Source organism: Corynebacterium sp. HMSC074H12 (genome assembly GCF_001813755.1).
Taxonomy (GTDB): Bacteria; Actinomycetota; Actinomycetes; order Mycobacteriales; family Mycobacteriaceae; genus Corynebacterium; species Corynebacterium hiratae.
Window position 1 is genome coordinate 1 of record NZ_KV813888.1, and the last position, 1,852, is coordinate 1,852.

Sequence of the window (1,852 nt, forward strand, 5' to 3'; positions counted from 1 at the left end):
ATAGCTAACCCCCGACGTGTCTACTTTCCGGGGGCCAGGCCCGTTTTCTAATGTCACGAGCATTGAGTGGTCATTCGTAGAAGTCCAGTTGGAGGTGTCTTGAGGTGCTCTTAAGGAAAATGCTCTCTCCTGCAACTGTAATCAGAGTGAGTGTTCTTGTGGATGCATACGTGACTTCATTTCTTGCAGCTTCTGTAGGTTACCTGACAGTAGAATCTGGTCTTGATGGTCAAGGTGCTTTGCATGCGGTGGGCACGGGCATTGTTATTGGGACAATTCTGTCGTTGCCGCTTGCACGTCTCGGAGATGTCGTGGGCGAAGCTAGGGTTCTCGGCTGTGTGCAGATTTTTCAGGTGGTCGCATATGTTGTTCTTGGAATAATCCCTGGTCAAATCCCATTGATGGGCGCTTTGGTTGGAATCTTTTTGCTTGGAAGGTTTGTTTCGCCTCTGAGAGGTGCTCTTCCTCCACGCTACCTGCAAAAAGAGGAGCTAGTTAGTTTCAAAATTGCATTACGAACAGCTACGTTGACTGTCGTTCTACTTGGGACAGCCACCGTATCATGCGTTCTGCTTTTTGATGTCTCGATTCGAACCTTTGCTTCGTTGCTTGGGAGTTTTGGATATTTTATTTGTATCGCCGCGACGCACGTATTGAAGCAAAATCAAGGGGTCGACGTTGTACGCCGAGCTTCATTTCCCGTCAGATTTTCATTGGCAACAGATGTATGGATTTCTTGTCTAAAAGTCTTTGTTACATTCGCAATTATCACAACCGGTTCCGTTCTAGTGCCGTACATACTGGCGTCCAAGGGAAGTAAGCTTAGTTGGTTGCTATTGTGCTCTGTATTTATAGAAATTGCGATCAATTATGTTATCCAGAAGAACTCTCGCTTCAAGAAAGGAGGTAGGGCTTCAAATTTCGCCTTACTCTTGCTGGCAGTTGCTTTGGGGGTGTTCGGCGGGATTCTCTTAGTTAGCAGTGCTGTGCTCTTACAATCAATGATTGTCTTTTCATTAGCCTTGATGGCGGTATTCTGCTTAATTCATACCGCCCGGACGCTCGCAACTATTATGGCTTGGCAGTTTCAGTATGACAAAGGTGATGATAAAGATCGGACATTTGTAGTAGCTATATTTTCGATGGCGTCAGCTTTTGGTATCGGGTTTGCAAATTTAATAGGTGCAAAAATTTACGAAGTAGTAGGTGTGTAAATTTATAGTGAAGGATATCTTCGAAAGCCCGAGAATTAACAGTAGGAATAGACGTGTGCGCTGGTGCCTATGACATGAATCTTGGATGCAGTGCGCACGAGCGCGAACTTCGACGTACCCATGCGCGAGCCTTAGTAGTCCGTCTGGTCGAGTGAATTAGTCTATTGGCAGTGTCGGTGGCCGTCTATTGGAATGGTTTATTTGCGACCAGCGTTTTAGAACACGTGAATGAATGCGGCGGCTAAGGGGGGCAGGTCTTTCAAATCAGCTTGTACTCCTCCTCGATCTGGAATCATTGGTGACCTTCATGAGTGCACTTCTAAGTCTGCGTTCATAGCCCTGAGGACAAGCAATCACACGGGTTCCTGAACCCCATAACCTCGTCATTTAAGGGACTACATGCCTGACGTTTTAAGTCTTTAGCGCTCCCGTAAATCGTCGGCCACCAGCACTGTATTGATAGCGGGATGTCGTTTCCTTTTGTTCAGAAGACTGAAATGGTAGCGGTGTGGTGAGTATCTGGTAGCGCCTGAGTGAGTATCCGGTAGCGGTGTCTTACTCAGGCGTTGTTGGTGGTTATGTGTTGGTGGTGAGGCGCATGTTCGGTCCTTCGAGTGTGATGATCTCGGCGCCGGAGA

The 1,852-nt window shown here is 47.2% G+C and carries 1 protein-coding gene; it reads left to right on the plus strand.

From position 1 onward, the window contains the following. Window positions 1-119 precede the first annotated feature (119 nt). Window positions 120-1,214 carry a hypothetical protein gene (locus HMPREF2932_RS02935; RefSeq protein WP_141756277.1) on the plus strand — a complete coding sequence of 365 codons (1,095 nt, stop codon included), beginning with the start codon at window positions 120-122 and terminating at the stop codon, window positions 1,212-1,214. The last annotated feature ends 638 nt before the right edge of the window (window positions 1,215-1,852 follow it).

What these genes read in the sequence shown, in the direction of transcription:
- HMPREF2932_RS02935 (WP_141756277.1), top strand. Translation starts at nt 120, where the DNA reads ATGCTCTCTCCTGCAACTGTAATCAGAGTGAGTGTTCTTGTGGATGCA.